The sequence below is a fragment of the Streptomyces sp. NRRL F-5755 genome (assembly GCF_001279365.1).
GTDB lineage: Bacteria > Actinomycetota > Actinomycetes > Streptomycetales > Streptomycetaceae > Streptomyces > Streptomyces rimosus.
Genome location: NZ_LGCW01000229.1, coordinates 78,620 through 98,036, shown reverse-complemented (window position 1 = coordinate 98,036; position 19,417 = coordinate 78,620). Strand labels below are relative to the sequence as shown.

Sequence of the window (19,417 nt, the reverse complement as noted above, 5' to 3'; positions counted from 1 at the left end):
TTCAGTCCCGCTCAGCCCGCGAGCACGTCGTCGCTGTTGAGACGGCGCAGATCGCGGACCAGCAGCGCGACTCCGGTGGCGATGGCGGCGGCGGAGACGACGGCATCGAGGAGCTGGAGCTTGTCCTGCTCGCCCTTGGCCGCCTTCGCCTGCTTGATGACGCTCACCGCACCGAACAGCGTGGTGCCGATGGACAGATACGTACCGGCCTTGGACTTCTTGAAGCCCTTGGCCTTCGCGAGCTTTCCACTCACAGGGACGGTGCCTCCTCAAGCAGCGGGTGCCCCCAACGGGCGGTGAACGCGGCCTCGACCGCGGCACCGACCTTGTAGAGCCGGTCGTCGGCCATGGCAGGAGCGATGATCTGCAGACCCACCGGCAGCCCGTCCTCGGGGGCCAGGCCGCAGGGCAGCGACATGGCCGCGTTGCCTGCCAGGTTCGTCGGGATCGTGCACAGGTCGGCGAGGTACATCGCCATCGGGTCGTCGGCGCGCTCGCCGATCGGGAAGGCGGTGGTGGGCGTGGTCGGCGAGACCAGCACGTCGACCTGCTCGAACGCCTTCTCGAAGTCCCGGGTGATGAGCGTGCGCACCTTCTGGGCGGAGCCGTAGTACGCGTCGTAGTAGCCGGAGCTGAGCGCGTACGTGCCGAGCATCACGCGGCGCTTGACCTCGGGGCCGAAGCCGGCCTCGCGGGTCAGGGCCGTGACGTCCTCGGCCGACCGGGTGCCGTCGTCGCCGACCCGCAGGCCGTAGCGCATGGCGTCGAAGCGGGCCAGGTTCGAGGAGCACTCGGAGGGCGCGATGAGGTAGTACGCCGACAGGCCGAGGTCGAAGGACGGGCAGGAGATCTCCACGACCTCCGCGCCCAGCTCGCGCAGCAGCTCGACGGACTCGTTGAAGCGCTGCATGACGCCGGCCTGGTAGTGCTCGCCGGAGAACTCCTTGACGACGCCGATGCGCATGCCCTTGACGTCGCCGTTGCGGGCCGCCTCGACGACCGGCGGGACCGGCGCGTCGATGGAGGTCGAGTCCAGCTCGTCGTGGCCGGCGATGACCTCGTGCAGCAGGGCCGCGTCCAGGACCGTACGGGCGCAGGGACCGCCCTGGTCGAGGGACGAGGAGAACGCCACCATGCCGTAGCGGGAGACCGCGCCGTAGGTGGGCTTGACGCCGACGGTGCCGGTGACGGCGGCGGGCTGGCGGATCGAGCCGCCGGTGTCCGTGCCGATGGCGAGGGGGGCCTCGTAGGCGGCGAGGGCCGCGGAGGAGCCGCCGCCGGAGCCGCCGGGGATACGGGTGAGGTCCCACGGGTTGCCGGTCGGGCCGTAGGCGCTGTTCTCGGTGGAGGACCCCATGGCGAACTCGTCCATGTTGGTCTTGCCGAGGATGACGACGTCGGCTGCCTTGAGCTTCTTGGTCAGCGTCGCGTCGTACGGCGGGATCCAGCCTTCGAGGATCTTGGAGCCGACGGTGGTGGGGACGCCCTCGGTGGTGAAGATGTCCTTCAGCGCGAGCGGCACACCGGCCAGCGGGCCGAGCTTCTCGCCGCGCTCGCGCTTGGCGTCCACGGCGCGGGCCTGGGCGAGCGCGCCCTCGCGGTCCACGTGCAGGAAGGCGTGCACCTTCTCGTCGACGGCCTCGATACGGGCCAGGTGCGCCTCGGTGACCTCGACGGCGGTGACCTCACCGGCGGCGATCTTCGCCGCGATCTCGGCGGCCGTGAGCTTGATCAGATCTGCCATGTCGGTCACTCCTCCCCCAGGATCTGCGGCACCTTGAAACGCTGCTGTTCCTGGGCCGGGGCGCCGGACAGCGCCTGCTCGGGCGTCAGCGAGGGACGGACCACGTCCGGGCGCATGACGTTGGTCAGGGGCAGCGGGTGGGAGGTCGGCGGTACGTCTTGGTCGGCGACCTCGGAGACGCGGGCGACCGCGCCAATGATGTCGTCGAGCTGTCCGGCGAAGTGATCGAGCTCTTCGTCCTTCAGCTCCAAGCGCGCCAGCCGGGCGAGGTGGGCGACCTCCTCGCGCGTGATGCCAGGCATGCAGCGATCCTCAGGGTGAGTGTCTTGGCTGTTCTTCCAGATGTCCGGCCCAATCCTATGGCGTACGCAATAGAGGTTCGAAACGCATTCCCGGTGCGGCTCGCCGGGCACTGCTCCCGGGGCGTACGGGGCGGGGCGGGCGGCCGTACGGAAAGGAGCCGGCCCTGCGCGGGCGGGCGGCCCGCGGGGGTGCCGGAGCTCAGGTGACGCGCTGGTCGGCTTCCTCGACCGCCGCGGCGCGCTCGTGCTGGGGCTCCGTGACGGACCGCTCCGTCTCGCGTTGCCAGCCGCGCTCGCCGCGGGCCCGCAGCCAGGCGGTGGTCTCGTCCGGCGGCATCGCGGCGGCGACCAGCCAGCCCTGCACCGCGTCGCAGCCCAGATCGCGCAGCCGCTCCCAGGTCTCGTCGTCCTCGACGCCCTCGGCGACCACCAGCAGGCCCAGCGAGTGGGCCAGGTCCAGGGTGCAGCGGACGATCTCGGCGTCCTCGTTGTCCACCGCCAGCCGGGCGACGAAGCTGCGGTCGATCTTCAGCTCGCTGACCGGGAGGCGGCGCAGGTGGACGAGGGACGAATAGCCGGTGCCGAAGTCGTCCAGGGACATCTTGACGCCGTGCCCGGTCAGCCCGGCCAGGGTGTCGGCGGCCCGCTGCGGGTCCTCCAGCAGCACGTGTTCCGTTATCTCCAACTGGAGCGACCCGGGCGGCACTTGATGGCGGGCCAGCCGGGCGGCCACCGCTCCGGCGAAGCCGGGGGTGTGCACGTCACGGGGTGAGACGTTGACCGCGACCGGCACCTCCAGGCCGGAGGCGCGCCACCGGGCCACCTGGGCGAGCGCGGTCTCCAGGACGTACTCGGTCAGGCGCGGCATCAGCCCGGAGGACTCGGCGATGGCGATGAACTCGTCCGGCGGAACCCTGCCGCGCTCCGGATGGACCCACCGGACCAGCGCCTCCAGCCCGGCCACATGCCCGTCGAAGCCCACCTTGGGCTGGTAGTGCAGCTCCACGTCACCGGCGTCGAGCGCGCGGCGCAGGTCGCCCAACAGGCCCAGGCGGTCCGGGGTGTTGCCGTCGCGCTTGGCCTCGTAGACCTCGACGCCGCTGCGGTCCCGCTTGGCCTGGTACATGGCCACGTCCGCCCGGCGCAGCAGGCCCTCGGCGTCCAGCGCGTGGTCGGGGAAGACGGCGACCCCGGCGCTGGCCTCCAGCACGAGGGTGAGTCCGTCCAGGTCGAGCGGCGAGCCGAGCGCGGCGACCAGGTTGCGGGCCACCCGCTGGGCGCTGGTCAGGGAGTCGGCGGTGGGCAGCAGGACCGCGAACTCGTCGCCGCCGAGGCGGGCGGCCTCCGCGCCGCGTGGCAGTGCGTGCCGCAGCCGGTCGGCTATCTGGAGCAGCAGCCGGTCGCCGGCCAGGTGGCCGAGGGTGTCGTTCACCGAACGGAAGCGGTCGAGGTCGATCAGGACCAGGGCGGAACGGGCGCCGATACGCTCGGCGTCGTCCAGCGCGGTCCAGGTGCGCTCCAGCAGCCACTGCCGGTTGGGCAGGCCGGTCAGCGGGTCGCGCAGCTGCTCCTCGGCGCGGGCGCGGGCGATCCACAGGGTGGAGTCCAGGGCGATCAGCGGGACCGCGAACATCGGCAGCAGGAACGGCGCGTGCACGGCGGCGACCACGATCAGCGGCGAGATGCCCAGCAGCGCCACGCCGACCAGGGCCTGCCGGGCCAGCGCCGTCCGGGCGATGCTCGGCAGGCCGCCGCTGCGCGGCGCCATCGTGAACCACAGCAGGGAGCGGGTGACCAGGAGATAGGCGAGCGCCGCGACCAGGATGTCCGGCAGGACGGACAGGTCCCAGGCCGCGGGCTGCCACGGGTGCTCGATGGTCGGTACGACATGGAAGGCGGCGAGGCCCAGCGCCGCGGCGCCGATCCCGAGGACGTCCACCGCGCCGTGCAGCAGGGCCTGTCGCCAGCGGTGCCGGCGGGCCGCGCCGACCAGGACGACGACGGCCACGCTCACCAGGACGGCGGGCACCCAGCCGTACAGCAGCAGGACGGCGAGGGCCAGGGCCGCGCCCGAGCCGGTGCCGCCCCACCAGCGGTCGCGGCCGAGTGCGACCAGATGGCCCACGATCACGCCGGTGAGGATGGCCAGGGCCCAGCCGACGGCGCCTTCCGGGAAGAGCGCCCGGCCGGCGCCGAGCGTCCGGACCACTCCCGCCGCGAGCGCGCCGCCCGCCGCCAGCACGACGGCCGCGGGCAGCGCGGGCACGACGAGCCGGCCAAGCCGCGACGCCGGAGCGGCGCTGTCGGTCGGTTTCATTCCGATACCTCTCACAGCCGGCTGTGCCCGCGCCACGGCAGGCGCACACCTCAACAGTAGGCCGCAGAAGGCCGCCACGGGCAGCGATCGGCAGCGGTTGCCCGAATGCGACCCGGCCATCCGGAACCATCTGCTATGCGCCGATGAGGTGACTCCTCACTCGCCCTCAGGCGGAGTGACAGCTACCGCTCGTGCTTCATCGGGACCCTGCTCCAGCAGCACCGCGAAGCCGTCATCGTCCAGCACAGGCACCTTCAACTGCATGGCCTTGTCGTACTTCGAACCAGGATTGTCTCCCACCACCACGAAACCGGTCTTCTTCGAAACGGAACCGGTCACCTTCGCTCCGAGCCGCTGCAGGGCTTCTTTCGCGCCATCTCTGGTGTGTGACTGAAGTGTGCCCGTTACAACGACGGTGACGCCTTCCAGAGGCCGCGGGCCTTCATCTTCGGCAGATTGCTCCTCCATCCGGACACCGGCGGCCCGCCACTTCTCCACGATCTCGCGGTGCCAGTCCTCGGCGAACCACTGCTTGAGCGAGGCCGCGATGGTCGCGCCGACCCCCTCGACGGCGGCCAGCTCCTCCTCGCTCGCGTCCCTGATCCGGTCCAGCGAACGGAACTCCATGGCCAGCGCCTGGGCCGCCACCGGGCCGACATGACGGATCGACAGTCCGGTCAGGATGCGCGCCAGCGGGCGCTCCTTGGCCGCCTGGATGTTCTCCAGCATCGCCAGGGCGTTCTTCTTCGGCTCGCCCTTCTGGTTGGCGAAGAAGGTGACGACCTTCTCCTCACCCGTCTTGGGGTCCCGCTTGGGCAGCCCGCTGTCCGGGTCCAGCACATAGGACTTGATGGGCAGCAGCTGCTCGATGGACAGGCTGAAGAGATCGCCCTCGTCCTTCAGCGGCGGCTCGGCGGGCTCCAGGGGCTGGCTCAGCGCCGTGGCGGCCACATAGCCGAAGTTCTCGATGTCCAGGGACTTGCGGCCGGCCAGGTAGAACAGCCGCTCGCGGATCTGGGCGGGGCAGGAGCGGGCGTTGGGGCAGCGCAGGTCGACGTCGCCCTCCTTGGCGGGCTGGAGCGCCGTACCGCACTCGGGGCACTCGGCGGGCATCACGAACTCCCGCTCGCTGCCGTCCCGCAGGTCCACCACCGGCCCCAGAATCTCCGGGATCACATCGCCCGCCTTGCGCAGCACGACCGTGTCGCCGATGTAGACGCCCTTGGCCTTGACCACGTCCTGGTTGTGGAGCGTGGCGAACTCGACCTCGGAGCCGGCGACGGTGACCGGCTCGACCACGGCGTACGGCGTGACGCGGCCGGTGCGGCCGACGCCGACGCGGATGTCCACCAGCTTGGTGTTGACCTCCTCCGGCGGGTACTTCCACGCGATCGCCCAGCGCGGGGCGCGCGAGGTGGAGCCGAGGCGGCCCTGGAGGGCGATCTCGTCCAGCTTGACGACCGTGCCGTCGATCTCGTGGGCGACGGCCGTGCGCCGGGTCTCCGGGTCGCCGTAGCGCTTGATGAAGTCGCGCACGGCCTCCAGGGAGTCCACGACCTCGTTGTGGTCGGAGGTGGGCAGGCCCCATTCGCGCAGCAGGCCGTACGCGTGCGACTGGCAGTCGATGTCGAAGCCCTCGCGGGCGCCGATGCCGTGGACCACCATGTGGAGCGGGCGGGTGGCGGTGACCTTGGGGTCCTTCTGGCGCAGCGAGCCGGCGGCGGCGTTCCGCGGGTTGGCGAACGGGGGCTTGCCGTCGGCGACCAGCCGCTCGTTCAGTTCGAGGAACTTCTCCATGGGGAAGTAGACCTCGCCGCGGATCTCCACCAGCTCCGGGACGCGGTCGCCCTTGAGGCGGTCGGGGATCTCGGTGATGGTGCGGACGTTGGGCGTGATGTCCTCACCCGTACGGCCGTCGCCGCGGGTGGCGGCGCGGGTGAGCCGGCCGTTCTCGTACGTCAGGTTGACCGCGAGGCCGTCGACCTTCAGCTCGCACAGGAAGTGGTAGCCGGCGCTCTTGGGGTCGCCGCCCAGCTCCGTCGCGATCCGCTCGGCCCAGGCGGCCAGTTCCTCGTCGTCGAAGGCGTTGTCCAGCGAGAGCATCCGCTCGCGGTGGGCGACCTCGGTGAACTCGGTTTCGTACTGCCCGGCGACCTTCTGGGTCGGTGAGTCGGGGGTGCGCAGCTCCGGGTGCTTCTCCTCCAGCGCCTCCAGCGAGCGCAGCAGCTTGTCGAACTCCGCGTCGCTGATGACGGGGGCGTCCCTGACGTAATAGCGGAAGCGGTGCTCCTCGATCTGCTCGGCCAGATGGGCGTGCTCTTCCCGCGCCTTCGCGGGCACCGCGTGCCCCGCCTGCTGCTCTTCGCCGGCCACCGTTACGTCCTCCCGTGGTCCTTGAGTGCCGTCACTCAGGGTTGTCTGCGAGCGATCTCGCGGCCCGGACGCAGTGGGCGAGGGCCGTACGGGCATATGCGGGCGAAGCGCCCGCCAGTCCGCACGACGGGGTGACCACCACGGACTCGGCGAGAGTCCCCGGCGACAGCCCCAGCCTGCGCCACAGCGTCCTGACACCCATGACGCTACCGGCAGGGTCTGACAATGGGCCGTCCACGCCCGGCACCACGCCCGCCAGCAGTGTCGTGCCGCCCTCGACCGCCTCGCCGATCGCCTCCTCCTCACGCTCGGTGAGCAGCCCGAAATCGAATGAAATGCCGGAGACGCCGGCGCGGCGCAGCAGGGCGAAGGGCACGTCCGGGGCGCAGGAGTGGACGATCACCGGTACGCCGCCGGCGGCGGTGATCAGATCGCGCAGGGCGCCCTCCACGACGGCGCGGTCCACCGCGCGGTGCGTGCGGTAGCCGCTCGCCGTCTTCACACTGCCCCGCAGGACGGCGGTCAGGGACGGCTCGTCCAGCTGGAGCACCGGGCGCGCGCCGGGCACCCGGCGCCGCAGGTCGGCGAGGTGCGCGCGCACGCCCTCGGCCAGCGACGCCGTCAGGTCCCGGCAGGCGCCGGGGTCGCCGAGGGCGGCCTCGCCGTTGCGCAGCTCCAGGGCGGCGGCCAGGGTCCAGGGGCCGACCACCGAGACCTTGAGGTCGCCCTCGTAGCCCTGGGTGAACTCCTCCAGCGCGTCGAGGTCCTCACCCATCCAGGACCGGGCGCGCCGGGTGTCCCGGCCGGGCCGGTCGCTGATCCGCCAGCCGCTCGGCTCCACATGGGCGTACACCTCGACGAGGAGGCCGGCGGTCCGGCCGATCATGTCGGCGCCGGGCCCTCGGGCGGGCAGCTCCGGCAAGTACGGCAGCGTCTCCAGCGAGCCGGTCACGGTCCTGGCGGCCTCGCGGGCGTCGCCGCCCGGCATCGAGCCGATGCCGGTGGCGGTGCCGGTGCCGGCGTTGCCGGCGAGGCGGGCGGGGGTGTTGTTCTCGGTCACGACCTGAGGGTATGCGGTGTGGTCCATGGGCCGCGTGGGCCGGGGGCCGTTACCGCATCGCCTACGGCTCGCTTGTCCTCAAACGCCGGACGGGCTGGTTCTTGCCGACCCTGGTCAGCTGAAGACGCGGTCTTTCACCGCCCCGGACGCACCGTCAGATCGTTGATCTCCGCGTCCCGCGGCAGGTCCAGCGCGGTGAGCATGGTCGTGGCGACCGACTCCGGGTCGATCCACTGCGAGGCGTCGTACTCCCGGCCCTCCTGGCGGAAGACGCTCTCCTGCATGGGGGTGGCGGTGCGGCCCGGGTAGACGGAGGTCACCCGTACGCCGTTGCCGTGTTCCTCGGCGCGCAGCGAGTCGGCCAGCGCCTTCAGGCCGTGCTTGCTGGCGGCGTAGGCGCCCCACTGGGCGTTCGCGTTCAGGCCGGCGCCCGAGTTGACGAAGATCACGTGGCCCTTGGCGATCCGCAGCTGCGGGAGGAACTGGCGGGTCAGCTCGGCGGGCGAGAGGAGGTTGGCGGCGAGCGTGCGCTGCCACGCCTTGGGGCCGAGGTCGCCGATCGCGCCCAGTTCGACGACGCCCGCGATGTGCATCAGGGAGTCCAGCCGGTCCGGCAGCGACTGCTTGCCGAAGGCCCAGTCCAGCTTCTCGGGGGCGGCGAGGTCGCCGACCACCGTACGGGCGCCGGGGAACCGCTCGGCCAGTTCCTTGGCGCGGCCCGCGTCGCGTGCCAGCAGCCACAGCTCCTCGCCGCGGTCCGCGAGCCGCCGCGCGACCGCCGCTCCGATGCCCGATCCTGCGCCCGTGATCAAGTGCGTACCCATGGGGCGATCCTAACGACGGGCGGCGGGCCGGGGCGGGTGCGTCCGCGCGGAGCGGAATCACCGGTTCCGAGACGAGCCGGGCGGCCCCGCCGCTCCGTACGTCCAGCTCCGTACGCCTCGCTCCGTACCCCCGTCCCCGTCAGCCCTGGATGCCCGCCCGCTCCTCCAGGTACGCCAGCGCGCCGGCCCCGTCCTCCGCGAAGAAGACCAGCTCCGTGAGCGGCAGCGGGAGGAAGCCCTCGTCCTCCATGCGCTGGAACTGCTCCTTGAGGCCGTCGTAGAAACCGGCGGTGTTCAGGAGCACCACGGGCTTGGTGTGCAGGCCGTGCTTCTTGAGCTCCAGGATCTCGGTGGCCTCGTCGAGCGTGCCGGTGCCGCCGACCATGACGACGATCGCGTCGGCGCGCGCCAGCAGCTCGGCCTTGCGCTCGGCGAGGTCCTTCGTGATCACCATGTCGTCGACCCCGGGCCGCACCTTGTGCGCGAGGAAGTCCACCGAGACGCCGACGAGCCGGCCGCCGGCCGTCTCCACGCCGTCGGCCATGACCTTCATCAGGCCGGTGTCCGAGCCGCCCCACACCAGCGCGTGGCCGCCCTTGCCGATCAGCTCGGCGAACTCCCGTGCGGGGGTGGTGTAGCGGGCGTCGAGGTCGGCGGCGGAGCAGAAGACACAGATGTTCATACCGGTCACTCTATGAGCCGCCACCGACAGCGGACCGGCACCGGCCGGTCGGGGCCGACAGAAGCGCTGTCCGTCGCCCCACCGCCTCTCCCGTCAGATCAGCCCCTGCGCCACCATCGCCTCCGCTACCCGCTCGAAGCCCGCGATGTTCGCGCCCGTGACGTAGTCCCCGGGCGCCCCGTAGCGCTCCGCGGTCTCGGCGCACGTGTCGTGGATGGTGCGCATGATCGTCGCGAGTTCGCCCTCGGTGCGCTCGAAGGACCAGGACTCGCGGCCGGAGTTCTGGCGCATCTCCAGCGCGCTGGTGGCCACGCCGCCCGCGTTGGCGGCCTTGCCCGGCCCGAAGGCCACCCCGGCCTCCTGGAGGAGGGCCACCGCCTCGGGCGTGGTGGGCATGTTGGCACCCTCGGAGACGGCCTTGACGCCGTTGCGCACCAGGATGCGCGCGGCGTCCGCGTCCAGTTCGTTCTGGGTGGCGGACGGCAGCGCCACATCGCATGCCACGTCCCACACCCGCCCGCCCGGCACGTACCGGGCCGACGCGCCGCGCCGGTCGGCGTACTCCTCGATACGGCCCCGCTCGACCTCCTTGACCTGCTTGAGCAGGACGAGGTCGATGCCCTTCTCGTCGACCACATAGCCGCCGGAGTCCGAGCAGGTCAGCACGTTCGCGCCGAGCGCCTGGGCCTTCTCGATGGTGTAGATCGCGACATTGCCGGAGCCGGAGACCACGACCTGCTGCCCGTCCAGGTCCTCGTCGCGCCGCCGCAGCATCTCGGCGGTGAACAGCACGTTGCCGTAGCCGGTGGCCTCCGTGCGGGCCGTGGAGCCGCCCCAGCCGAGGCCCTTGCCGGTCAGCACCCCGGCCTCCCAGCGGTTGGTGATCCGCCGGTACTGGCCGAAGAGGTAGCCGATCTCCCGGCCGCCGACGCCGATGTCGCCCGCCGGTACGTCGGTGTGCTCGCCCAGGTGCCGGTGCAGCTCGGTCATGAAGGACTGGCAGAAGCGCATCACCTCGGCGTCGGAGCGGCCGTGCGGGTCGAAGTCGCTGCCGCCCTTGCCGCCGCCGATGTTCAGGCCGGTGAGCGCGTTCTTGAAGATCTGCTCGAAGCCGAGGAACTTGACGATGCCGAGGTTGACGGAGGGGTGGAAGCGCAGCCCGCCCTTGTAGGGCCCGAGCGCGCTGTTGAACTCCACCCGGAAGCCGCGGTTGATGTGGACGGTGCCCGCGTCGTCCTGCCAGGGCACGCGGAAGACGATCTGGCGCTCCGGCTCGCAGAGCCGTTCCACGATCTTGGCCTCGGCGTATTCGGGACGGGCCGCCAGCGCCGGGGCGAGGGTCCCCAGCACTTCGAGGGCGGCCTGGTGGAACTCGGGTTCCCCGGGGTTGCGGCGCACCAGTTCCCTGTGCAGCCGCTCCAGTGACACCGCTGTTCCGCGGCCGGCCGCACCGGTTCCGGCGTGAACTGTCGACATGTCTTTCTTCCCTTCGTGGCCGGCGAAGGACCTCCGGCGGCCCGGACCCGCGCGAAGGCGCCACGATCCGGCCGGGCGGCCCTCGGGCGTCCCGTCGCTGCCGCCGAGCCTATGGGCACGCGGGCCGCCGGGGGCCACCGGGGCGGAAGTCGCGTTCGGTGAAGTCCTGGGTTTAGGTTGCCGTCATGGTGGAGGGAATGCGTACGCATACGCACAGGAAGAACACGGCGGACAACACCGGGGGCGGGGGCGTGAATGCCGCGTCAAGCGATGAATCCGGCCCGCCCTCTGGCAGCCTGCGCCGCTCCTCGCTCCTGATGGCCGCGGGCACGGTCGTCTCCCGGGCGACGGGCCTGTTCCGGGGCGTCCTCCAGGCCGCCGCCCTCGGTACGGGGCTGCTGGCCACCACGTACAACACGGCGAACCTGGTCCCGATGAGCCTGTACACGCTGCTGATCGGCGGCGCGCTCAACGCCGTGCTCGTGCCGCAGCTCGTCCGGGCCCGGGCGGAGCACCCGGACGGGGGGCGGGCGCACGAACAGCGGCTGGTCACCCTCGTACTGACGATCCTCGGCATCGGCACGCTGCTCGCGGTGTGGGCGGCGCCCGGGATCGTGAGCCTGTACACGACGGACACGCCGGACAACCACGCCGCCTACGAACTGACCGTGGTCTTCGCCCGGTTCCTGCTGCCGCAGATCTTCTTCTACGGGGTGTACGGCATCTTCGGGCAAGTGCTCAACGCGCGCGGGAAGTTCGGCGCGATGATGTGGACGCCGGTGCTCAACAACGTCGTCCTGATCGCCATGTTCGGCGCGTACGTGGGCCTGCTGACCGTTCCGGAGACGGTGGCGGAGATCACCGACGCGCAGGTGCGGCTGCTCGGCGTCGGCACCACGATCGGCATCGCCCTCCAGGCGCTCGCGCTGATCCCCTACGCGCGCGAGGCGGGGTTCCGCTTCCGGCCGCGCTTCGACTGGCGCGGCACCGGGCTGCGCAAGAGCGCCAACGCGGCGCGCTGGACGCTGCTGTTCGTGCTGGCCAACCTGGTCTCCATGACGATCGTCGCGCACTACGCGACCGCCGCCGACCAGGAACTGCCCAAGGCCGGCGTCGGCTTCTCCTCGTACAGCTACGCCCAGAACATCTGGGGGCTGCCGCAGTCCATCGTCACCATCTCGCTGATCACCGCACTGCTGCCCCGGATGACCCGGGCGGTCGCCGAGCAGCGCTTGGACGACCTGCGCGGCGACCTCTCCCGCGCGCTGCGCGTCAGTGGCGCGGTCATCGTGCCGGCTGCTGTCTTCTTCGTGGCCTTCGGCCCGGAGATGGCGCAGTTGCTGTACGCGCACGGCGCCGCCAGCGCCGAGTCCGCCGTGCCGCTGGGACAGATGCTCCAGGCCCTGGGGCTCGGCCTGATCCCGTTCTCCGCCCAGTCGCTGCTGCTGCGCGGCTTCTACGCCTTCGAGGACACCCGTACGCCGTTCCTGCTGGCCGTGTGCATCTCCGCCGTCAACATCGCGCTCGCCACCGCCTGCCACCTGCTGCTGCCGGCCCGGTGGGCGGTCACCGGGATGGCCGCCGCGTACGCCGTGGCGTACGCCGTCGGGCTGCTGGCCAGCGCGTTCCTGCTGCGCCGCCGGCTGGAGGGGCGGCTCGACGGGCGCCGGCTGAGCCGTACGTACGGCAAGCTGACCGGTGCCGCGCTGGCGGCCGGGGCGGTGGGCTGGGCGGCGGCCCATGCCTGTGCCGGTGCCACCGGGGACGCCTTCTGGTCCACGGCGCTCGCCCTCGCCGCCGGGGCCGCGACCATGGCCCTGCTCTTCCTGCTGCTGGCCCGCGTGCTGCGGATCACCGAGCTGCGGTCCCTGCCGGGGTTGCGCTGACCTCGGGGACCGGGGCACCGGCCGGGGCGGGAGCCGCCGCTCCGGCCGCCGTCCCGGCCCCGGCTGCCGTCTCCATCTCCGCTGCGGCCCGTACCAGCTTCTCCATCTTGTCGATGCCGATCACCCCGCTGGCCACGATGGCGAGCACGATCGCCGCTATCAGCATCACCGTGCCCAGCCACACCATCGTGTCCACGGGCAGGGTGAACGCGCCGATCACCCGGGCCACGCACTCCCCCAGCAGGGCCGCGCCCCACACCGCCGAGTGCCGCCGCTGCACCCGCCGGAACCACGCCGACTCCGCCGTCAGCCGGTCCCACACGGCGCTCTTGGCCGCGTCCCCCTTGGTGATCCACGGCTTGAGCATGGGCGCCATCATCGGCCGCCCGATCAGCGCGGATATCAGTACCGCCAGGCCGAAGGTGCTGCTCACGGCGCTGTCCTTGGCCATCATCAGCCGCTCGTCGCCCGCCACCAGGCTCAGCAGCAGACCGACGACGTTGGTTGCCGTCATCAGCGTGGCCACGGCGTTCCAACGGCGCTCCCCGACCAGGCTCCACAGCGAGCGGGCGGCCGGCAGCGCGCCGCTCCAGGCCAGCGCGGCGAGGGTGCTCATGCCGAAGGCGCCGGTGAGGAGGTAGTACGACGCGATCGGGATGCCGGCGTCCAGCAGCAGCGCCCGCGGGCCCTCCAGCTTCGAGCCGGGCGCGGGGGCGGTGGCCGTACCGGTGCCGGTGGCCGCTTCCGTGCCGTGCGGGGCCTGGCTGTTCATGGGTCCTCCGAGTCGCTGTCCGCGCCGTCCGTCCGTGACGACGCCCTCAGCTTCGCCCGGGCACCCCGTGCCGCGGCAGTACCGCGTGTACCGGCTTCGCCGTGACATTTGTCAGCACCCGGCCGGGCGGCTTGCCCTGGAGGGCACTCCAGCTCCTAGCGTCTGATCCAGGACCCGAGTGATCCACGACCCGAGCGAGAGGGAACTCTTCGTGCGTTACACACTGTTCGGCAGGACCGGTCTGCGGGTGAGCGAGCTGAGCCTCGGCGCCATGACCATCGGCTCCGACTGGGGCTGGGGCGCCTCGAAGGACACCAGTGCGCGGATCGTCGACGCCTACGAGGACGCGGGCGGCAACTTCATCGACACCGCCAACAACTACACCGACGGCAGCGCCGAGACGATCCTCGGCGAGCTGCTCGAAGGCCGCCGGGACCGCTTCGTGCTGGCCAGCAAGTACACCTGCGCCACCCGCCAGGGCGACCCGAACGCGGCGGGCAGCCACCGCAAGAACCTGGTGCAGTCGGTCGAACAGAGCCTGGCCCGGCTGCGCACCGACCACCTCGACGTCCTGTGGGTGCACGCGCGGGACAACTTCACCCCGGTCGAGGAGGTGATGCGCGCGCTGGACGACGTCGTACGGTCCGGCAAGGTGCACTACGTCGGCGTGTCCGACTGGCCGGCCTGGGAGATCGCGCAGGCCAACACCCTCGCCGAGCTGCGCGGCTGGACCGCGTTCGCGGGCTCCCAGCTGCGCTACAGCCTGCTGGAGCGCACGCCGGAACGGGAGCTGCTCCCCCAGGCGCGCGCCTTCGACCTGGCCGTACTGGCCTGGGCCCCGCTGGCGGCCGGCAAGCTCACCGGCAAGTACCGGCGCGGCGAGCGCGGCCGGCTGGACGTGACCGGCGAGGGCGGCCACGCGTCGGAGCAGGAGGAGGCGACGGTCACGGCAGTGCTGGAGGTCGCGGAGCAGGGCGGCTGGAGCCCGGCGCAGGTGGCGCTGGCCTGGCTGCGGCAGCGCCCCGGGAACGTCATTCCGATCATCGCCGCCACCAAGGAGAGCCAGCTCGCCGACAACCTCGCGAGCGTGGACGTGGAGCTGGACGCCGACGCGCTGCGGCGGCTCGACGAGGTGAGCGCCGTGCCGCTGGGCTTCCCGCACGACTTCCTGGCGGAGCCCGCGATCACGCAGAACGTCTACGGCGACCGCTGGGAGGCCGTGCAGGACCGGCGGACCACCTACCGCCGGTCGGTGCACGGCGTGCTCTGAGAGACCGGCCCGCGCCCGCCGGTCAGGCCACCGCGCGGGCGCGGTCCGTCGTCGCGATCGTCGCCGAGCCCACCACGCGCGTGCCGTCGTACAGCACGATGGCCTGGCCGGGGGCGACGCCGCGGACCGGCTCGGCGAAGGTGACGCGCAGCCCGCCGTCGACGGGCTCCGCGGTGACCTCCGTCTCGCCGCCGTGGGCGCGCAGCTGGGCGGTGTACGTGCCGGGGCCGGTCGGCGCGGCGCCGCACCAGCGCGGGCGTACGGCGGTCAGCGCGGTCACGTCCAGGGACTCGGCCGGGCCCACCGTGACGGTGTTGTCGACCGGGGAGATGTCCAGGACGTAGCGCGGCTTGCCGTCCGGGGCCGGGGTGCCGATGCGCAGGCCCTTGCGCTGGCCGATGGTGAAGCCGTACGCGCCCTCGTGGGTGCCGACCTTGGCGCCGGACTCGTCGACGATGTCGCCCTCGGCCCGGCCCAGCCGCTTGGCGAGGAAGCCCTGGGTGTCGCCGTCGGCGATGAAGCAGATGTCGTGGCTGTCCGGCTTCTTGGCGACGAACAGGCCGCGCCGGGCGGCCTCCTCGCGGATCTCCGCCTTGGTGGTGAGGGTGTCGCCGAGCGGGAACATGGCGTGCGCGAGCTGCCGGTCGTCCAGCACGCCGAGGACATAGGACTGGTCCTTGGCCATGTCGGAGGCGCGGTGCAGCTCGCGGCCGCCGTCCGGGCGCTCCACGATCGTGGCGTAGTGGCCGGTGCAGACCGCGTCGAAGCCGAGGGCGAGCGCCTTGTCCAGCAGCGCGGCGAACTTGATCTTCTCGTTGCAGCGCAGGCAGGGGTTGGGCGTGCGGCCCGCCTCGTACTCCGCGAAGAAGTCCTCGACGACGTCCTCGCGGAAGCGTTCGGCGAGGTCCCAGACGTAGAACGGGATGCCGATGACGTCGGCGGCGCGGCGCGCGTCGTGCGAGTCCTCGATCGTGCAGCAGCCGCGGGCGCCGGTGCGGAAGGATTTCGGGTTCTCGGAGAGCGCGAGGTGCACACCGGTCACGTCGTGGCCCGCCTCGGCGGCGCGGGCGGCGGCGACGGCGGAGTCGACACCGCCGGACATGGCGGCGAGCACGCGGAGGCGGCGGGGAGCGTCAGTCGTCATAACCACTCCAGGGTAGACGGAACCAGTGACGGGCCCCCAAGCGTTGTGCAGCGCATGGGAGACGCGGGGGGAGCCGGCCGGGCCGGCGGCGGCAGCGGCCAGGGGTTCAGCAGACGCGCCCTGCTGCTCGGCAGCGTCGGCACGGTCGCGGCCGGCGGCGCTGTGTACGCACTGCACGGCGAGGTGGCGCGCTGGTGGTGGCAGCTGCCGGGCCGCAAGAAGCCGCGGACGGACGGTGCGGTGGACTACACCTCCGCGCGCTGGGTCCCGGCCGCCCCGGCGAACTGGCGCCAGGCCGAGCGCCCCGACGACTACCCGATCGACCGGGTCGTCATCCACGTCGTCCAGGGCGGCTACACGGACGCCCTGCGCGTCTTCCAGAGCCCGACGCACGGCGCCGCCGCGCATTACGTGGTGCGCAAGGACGGGGTGGTGGCGCAGACGGTCCGGGAGCTGGACGTGGCGTACCACGCGGGCAACCGCGCGTACAACGAGCGCAGCATCGGCATCGAGCACGAGGGCTTCGTGGACCGCCCGGCCTCCTTCACCCCTGCCATGTACGCATCATCGGCGCGGCTGACCGCCGGGATCTGCCGCCGCTACGGCTTCCCCGCCGACCGGCAGCACATCGTGGGCCATGTGGAGGTACCGGGCACCGACCACACCGATCCCGGGCCACACTGGAACTGGCGGCTGTACCTGGACCTGGTGCGCGCCGAGCTGCGCCGCCCGTCCCCGGCGTCGGGGGCGTGACAAGGGCGCGCCCGGGCGCCGCCGCGCCCCACGTGGAACGGACCCCTCATGGCGTACGACAGAGCCCCGGCCGCCGGGCGCACGGGCCACGGCCCGGGGCCCGGCCTCGCCGAGGACCGCGTCTTCGGCCGGGTCGCCCTGGACCTGGACGCGGCGGCGGGCCTGCTGACGGTGCGCGGCGAGCGGGTGCCGACGGCCGAGCTGCGCCGGGCCCCGGAGGCCGTCCCGGACGGGTCCGTACCGATCGGCACCCGCGACGCCGCCGCTCTCCGGCTGACCGTCGACGGCCGCCCCGGACACATCTCCCCCGGCCAGGGGCGGTCGACCCGGCGCTCCCACCGGGTGGACGTGATCTACGGTGGCATCCTCTACCGGCTGCTGCCGGACTCGCCCAGCGGCAGCCGCCTGGTCAAGGACGGCCGCCGGATCGCGGACTTCTCCTCGGACGGCGCCGGGCACGTGTGGGCCGACTGGCACCAGGACGTGGCGCCGCCGCTGCGCGAGGACGCCGCGGTCGGGTACGCCCTCGCCACGGCCTTCGGCACCGGCGCCGAGCCGTCCTGGCGGCTGCTCGTGCGGGCCGTGGCCGGCCTGGCCCGGTGAGCGGGGGCGCGCCTCAGCTCAGGCCCGCGCTCCGCGCCCGTTCCACCACCGGGCCGATCGCCTCCGCCACCGCCGCCACGTCCGCCTCGGTGGAGGTGTGGCCGAGCGAGAAGCGCAGCGTGCCGCGGGCCAGGTCCGCGTCCATGCCCGCGGCGAGCAGGACGTGGCTGGGCTGGGCGACGCCCGCCGTGCAGGCGGAGCCGGTGGAGCAGGCGATGCCCTGCGCGTCCAGGAGGAGCAGCAGGGAGTCGCCCTCGCAGCCGGGGAAGGAGAAGTGCGCGTTGGCGGGGAGCCGGCCCGCCGGGTCGGGGTCGCCGCCGAGGACGGCGTCGGGGGCTGCGGCCCGTACGGCCTTGACGAGGTCGTCGCGCAGCGCGCCGATGTCGCGGGCGAACTCCTCGCGGTGCGCGACGGCGTGCCGCGCGGCGGCGGCGAACGCGGCGATGCCGGGGGTGTCCAGCGTGCCGGAGCGCACCTGCCGCTCCTGACCGCCGCCGTGCAGGACGGGTACGGGCGCGTACTCCCGGCGCAGCAGCAGCGCGCCGACGCCGTACGGTCCGCCGATCTTGTGCGCGGAGACGGTCATCGCGGCCAGTCCGGAGGCGGCGAAGTCCACCTCCACCTGCCCGAACGCCTGGACCGCGTCGGCGTGCAGCGGAATGCCGAACTCCGCCGCCGCCCCGGCCAGTTCCCGGACCGGCATGATGGTGCCGATCTCGTTGTTGGCCCACATCACGGTGGCGAGCGCGACATCGTCGGGGTCGCGGGCGATCGCCTCGCGCAGCGCGTCGGCGTGCACCCGTCCGTACGCGTCGACGGGCAGCCATTCGACGCGCGCGCCCTCGTGCTCGGCGAGCCATTCCACCGCGTCCAGGACGGCGTGGTGTTCGACGGGGCTGGCGAGGACGCGGGTGCGGGCCGGGTCGGCGTCCCTGCGGGCCCAGTACAGGCCCTTGACCGCGAGGTTGTCGGCTTCGGTGCCGCCCGCGGTGAAGACCACCTCACTGGGGCGCGCGCCGAGCGCGGAGGCGAGGGATTCCCGCGCCTCCTCGACGGTGCGCCGGGCCCGCCGGCCCGCGGCGTGCAGCGAGGACGCGTTGCCGGTGACGGTCAGCTGGGCGGTCATCGCCTGCACCGCCTCCGGGAGCATCGGGGTGGTGGCGGCGTGGTCGAGGTAAACCATGGTGCGCACGATTCTACGAGCAGGCGCGGGGGCGCGTGCCGAGCGCGTGGGGGCTTGCCCGCACGCCCCGGGCCACACCCGCGCATCCGGGGCCGCCGGGCGGACCGGTACGGGTTCCGTGAAACCCCTCGACACCTCTGTAAGGAGTGTCTAGCCTTACGGTCATGACACAGCACTGGCGACTGGACCGTACGTACCGCAGCACCGCCGGCGCCGTGCGCTGGACCACCTTCGGGGAGGACGGCGCGCCGCCCCTGGTCCTGCTGCACGGGACGCCGTTCTCCTCCTACATCTGGCGGGACGTCGCCCGGGCGCTCGCCGGACGGTTCCAGGTGTACGTCTGGGACATGCCGGGCTACGGCGACTCCGAGATGGCCACCGGACAGGACGTCTCCCTCGCCAAACAGGCCGAGGTCCTCACCGAACTGTTCGCGCACTGGGGCCTGGACACCCGCGAACCCACCGTGGCCGCCCACGACTTCGGCGGCTACGTGGCACTGCGCGCCCACCTCGTACACGGGTTGCGCTACCGGCGCCTCGCCCTGCTCGACGCGGTCGTCCTGACCGGCTGGGGCTCCCCCACGTACCGGCTGCTCGGCAGCCACCCGGACGTGTTCGGCCGGCTGCCGGCGGGCCTGCACCGGGCGCTGGTGACCGAGTACATCGGCTCGGGCAGCCACCCCGGACTGCACCCGGCCGCCCTGGAACGGATCGTCGCGCCGTGGTGCACCGAGGAAGGGCAGGCCGCCTTCTACCGGCAGATCGAGCAGAACCCGCTCGACCTCACCGAGGACCTCGACGGACGGCTGGGCGAACTCGCCGTACCGACGCTGGTGTGCTGGGGAGCGGAGGACACCTGGCTGCCCGTCGCCTGGGCGCACAAGCTGGCGGCGGCCGTCCCGGGCGCCCGCCTGCACCTGTTCGAGGGGGCCGGGCACCTCGTGCAGGAGGACGCGCCGGCCGAACTGGCGGCGGTGCTCGCCGCGTTCGCGGGGGCGGACGGGAGCGGACCGGCGTAACGCGCCTCG

The 19,417-nt window shown here is 72.6% G+C and carries 17 protein-coding genes; 5 read left to right on the top strand and 12 right to left on the bottom strand.

The features are described from left to right. Nucleotides 1-11: 11 nt before the first annotated feature. The 9 genes from ADK86_RS18665 to gdhA form a co-directional block, all read right to left on the bottom strand. Nucleotides 12-254, bottom strand: a complete 243-nt coding sequence (locus ADK86_RS18665) for a hypothetical protein (RefSeq protein ID WP_003984988.1) — start codon at nt 252-254, stop codon at nt 12-14. Continuing rightward, nucleotides 251-1,744, bottom strand: coding sequence for an Asp-tRNA(Asn)/Glu-tRNA(Gln) amidotransferase subunit GatA (gatA, locus tag ADK86_RS18660; protein ID WP_053697590.1), 1,494 nt, complete (start codon nt 1,742-1,744; stop codon nt 251-253). Before gatA ends, ADK86_RS18665 begins: the two co-directional genes overlap by 4 nt. A gap of 5 nt (nt 1,745-1,749) precedes the next feature. Then, nucleotides 1,750-2,046: an Asp-tRNA(Asn)/Glu-tRNA(Gln) amidotransferase subunit GatC gene (gatC, locus tag ADK86_RS18655; protein ID WP_003984986.1), complete on the bottom strand. Its 297-nt coding sequence runs from the start codon at nt 2,044-2,046 to the stop codon at nt 1,750-1,752. 199 nt (nt 2,047-2,245) lie between these two features. Then, nucleotides 2,246-4,363, bottom strand: coding sequence for a putative bifunctional diguanylate cyclase/phosphodiesterase (locus tag ADK86_RS18650; protein WP_033021692.1), 2,118 nt, complete (start codon nt 4,361-4,363; stop codon nt 2,246-2,248). A 156-nt stretch (nt 4,364-4,519) separates the two neighbouring features. After that, nucleotides 4,520-6,736, bottom strand: coding sequence for an NAD-dependent DNA ligase LigA (gene ligA / locus ADK86_RS18645; RefSeq protein ID WP_030592864.1), 2,217 nt, complete (start codon nt 6,734-6,736; stop codon nt 4,520-4,522). Nucleotides 6,737-6,767: 31 nt separating this feature from the next. Further along, a complete protein-coding gene (locus tag ADK86_RS18640; RefSeq protein ID WP_053697624.1) occupies nt 6,768-7,796 on the bottom strand; it encodes a methionine synthase in 1,029 nt (342 codons plus the stop codon). Nucleotides 7,797-7,930: 134 nt separating this feature from the next. Then, nucleotides 7,931-8,620, bottom strand: coding sequence for an SDR family oxidoreductase (locus ADK86_RS18635; protein ID WP_053697589.1), 690 nt, complete (start codon nt 8,618-8,620; stop codon nt 7,931-7,933). A 139-nt stretch (nt 8,621-8,759) separates the two neighbouring features. Continuing rightward, nucleotides 8,760-9,302 (bottom strand): TIGR00730 family Rossman fold protein, encoded by a 543-nt coding sequence (locus ADK86_RS18630; RefSeq protein WP_053697588.1) that lies wholly within the window; start codon nt 9,300-9,302, stop codon nt 8,760-8,762. Nucleotides 9,303-9,395: 93 nt separating this feature from the next. Continuing rightward, nucleotides 9,396-10,778: an NADP-specific glutamate dehydrogenase gene (gene gdhA, locus ADK86_RS18625; protein WP_053697587.1), complete on the bottom strand. Its 1,383-nt coding sequence runs from the start codon at nt 10,776-10,778 to the stop codon at nt 9,396-9,398. Nucleotides 10,779-10,963: 185 nt separating this feature from the next. Here gdhA and murJ point away from each other — a divergent pair, with 185 nt between their 5' ends. Then, a complete protein-coding gene (murJ, locus tag ADK86_RS18620) occupies nt 10,964-12,664 on the top strand; it encodes a murein biosynthesis integral membrane protein MurJ (protein WP_107088506.1) in 1,701 nt (566 codons plus the stop codon). Here the strand turns inward: murJ and ADK86_RS18615 are convergent. Then, nucleotides 12,630-13,436 (bottom strand): VC0807 family protein, encoded by an 807-nt coding sequence (locus ADK86_RS18615; RefSeq protein WP_053697585.1) that lies wholly within the window; start codon nt 13,434-13,436, stop codon nt 12,630-12,632. The two genes, murJ and ADK86_RS18615, sit on opposite strands and share 35 nt — an antisense overlap. A gap of 211 nt (nt 13,437-13,647) precedes the next feature. On the opposite strand from ADK86_RS18615, the gene ADK86_RS18610 reads away from it, so the two are divergent. Next, on the top strand, nt 13,648-14,706 hold the full coding sequence (locus ADK86_RS18610) for an aldo/keto reductase (RefSeq protein ID WP_053697623.1): 1,059 nt from the start codon (nt 13,648-13,650) through the stop codon (nt 14,704-14,706). A gap of 22 nt (nt 14,707-14,728) precedes the next feature. Here the strand turns inward: ADK86_RS18610 and mnmA are convergent, their stop codons facing one another. Next, the gene (gene mnmA / locus ADK86_RS18605; protein WP_003984976.1) at nt 14,729-15,850 is read right to left on the bottom strand and encodes a tRNA 2-thiouridine(34) synthase MnmA; all 1,122 of its coding nucleotides are present in this window, start codon (nt 15,848-15,850) and stop codon (nt 14,729-14,731) included. A 54-nt stretch (nt 15,851-15,904) separates the two neighbouring features. Here mnmA and ADK86_RS18600 point away from each other — a divergent pair, with 54 nt between their 5' ends. After that, complete coding sequence (locus ADK86_RS18600; protein ID WP_053697584.1) at nt 15,905-16,603, top strand: N-acetylmuramoyl-L-alanine amidase; 699 nt, start codon at nt 15,905-15,907, stop codon at nt 16,601-16,603. A 48-nt stretch (nt 16,604-16,651) separates the two neighbouring features. Next, complete coding sequence (locus ADK86_RS43175) at nt 16,652-17,206, top strand: hypothetical protein (RefSeq protein WP_053697583.1); 555 nt, start codon at nt 16,652-16,654, stop codon at nt 17,204-17,206. Nucleotides 17,207-17,219: 13 nt separating this feature from the next. Here ADK86_RS43175 and ADK86_RS18590 read toward each other — a convergent pair whose 3' ends face one another. Continuing rightward, a complete protein-coding gene (locus ADK86_RS18590) occupies nt 17,220-18,389 on the bottom strand; it encodes a cysteine desulfurase family protein (protein ID WP_053697582.1) in 1,170 nt (389 codons plus the stop codon). 164 nt (nt 18,390-18,553) lie between these two features. On the opposite strand from ADK86_RS18590, the gene ADK86_RS18585 reads away from it, so the two are divergent. Continuing rightward, complete coding sequence (locus tag ADK86_RS18585; protein WP_053697581.1) at nt 18,554-19,408, top strand: alpha/beta fold hydrolase; 855 nt, start codon at nt 18,554-18,556, stop codon at nt 19,406-19,408. Nucleotides 19,409-19,417 lie beyond the last annotated feature (9 nt).

What these genes read in the sequence shown, in the direction of transcription:
- ADK86_RS18650 (WP_033021692.1), bottom strand. Translation starts at nt 4,363, where the DNA reads ATGAAACCGACCGACAGCGCCGCTCCGGCGTCGCGGCTTGGCCGGCTC.
- ADK86_RS18630 (WP_053697588.1), bottom strand. Translation starts at nt 9,302, where the DNA reads ATGAACATCTGTGTCTTCTGCTCCGCCGCCGACCTCGACGCCCGCTAC.
- ADK86_RS43175 (WP_053697583.1), top strand. Translation starts at nt 16,652, where the DNA reads ATGGCGTACGACAGAGCCCCGGCCGCCGGGCGCACGGGCCACGGCCCG.
- ADK86_RS18615 (WP_053697585.1), bottom strand. Translation starts at nt 13,436, where the DNA reads ATGAACAGCCAGGCCCCGCACGGCACGGAAGCGGCCACCGGCACCGGT.
- murJ (WP_107088506.1), top strand. Translation starts at nt 10,964, where the DNA reads ATGGTGGAGGGAATGCGTACGCATACGCACAGGAAGAACACGGCGGAC.
- gdhA (WP_053697587.1), bottom strand. Translation starts at nt 10,778, where the DNA reads ATGTCGACAGTTCACGCCGGAACCGGTGCGGCCGGCCGCGGAACAGCG.
- gatA (WP_053697590.1), bottom strand. Translation starts at nt 1,744, where the DNA reads ATGGCAGATCTGATCAAGCTCACGGCCGCCGAGATCGCGGCGAAGATC.
- ADK86_RS18635 (WP_053697589.1), bottom strand. Translation starts at nt 8,620, where the DNA reads ATGGGTACGCACTTGATCACGGGCGCAGGATCGGGCATCGGAGCGGCG.
- gatC (WP_003984986.1), bottom strand. Translation starts at nt 2,046, where the DNA reads ATGCCTGGCATCACGCGCGAGGAGGTCGCCCACCTCGCCCGGCTGGCG.
- ADK86_RS18590 (WP_053697582.1), bottom strand. Translation starts at nt 18,389, where the DNA reads ATGGTTTACCTCGACCACGCCGCCACCACCCCGATGCTCCCGGAGGCG.
- ADK86_RS18600 (WP_053697584.1), top strand. Translation starts at nt 15,905, where the DNA reads ATGGGAGACGCGGGGGGAGCCGGCCGGGCCGGCGGCGGCAGCGGCCAG.
- mnmA (WP_003984976.1), bottom strand. Translation starts at nt 15,850, where the DNA reads ATGACGACTGACGCTCCCCGCCGCCTCCGCGTGCTCGCCGCCATGTCC.
- ADK86_RS18585 (WP_053697581.1), top strand. Translation starts at nt 18,554, where the DNA reads ATGACACAGCACTGGCGACTGGACCGTACGTACCGCAGCACCGCCGGC.